This is a genomic window from Pseudomonas sp. PS01297, assembly GCF_029959305.1.
Taxonomy (GTDB): Bacteria; Pseudomonadota; Gammaproteobacteria; order Pseudomonadales; family Pseudomonadaceae; genus Aquipseudomonas; species Aquipseudomonas helleri.
In genome coordinates, this window is record NZ_JASCPQ010000220.1 from 1 (window position 1) to 294 (window position 294).

The 294-nt window shown below is 65.3% G+C and carries 1 pseudogene; it reads left to right on the plus strand.

From position 1 onward, the window contains the following. A pseudogene (locus QMX84_RS26365) lies at positions 1-294 on the plus strand (hypothetical protein); the annotation flags it as partial.

The following is a 294-nucleotide window of genomic DNA, read 5'->3' on the forward strand; positions in this document are numbered from 1 at the left end:
GGCCAGTTCCGCCTGAATCGGCAGAATGGCATGGCCGAGGACGCCGGCATCAGCCCGACGCGCTTCTGCCGGCTGCTCAAGGCCCTGGAAGCCGCCAAGTACCCCCTGCGCAAGATCAAGCGTATTTACCGCAACGGTAAGCGCTGGATCTGCCGCATCACCATCTACATTCGCCCGCGCTTCTTTATCGACCTGGGCCTCGGCTGCCAGCATGCGGCGGCCCGCACGTCCAAGGCTAAGGCCTTCCTCAAGAAGCGCCGCCAGGCCCAGGCCGTGCAGCAAACGGCGCACCTC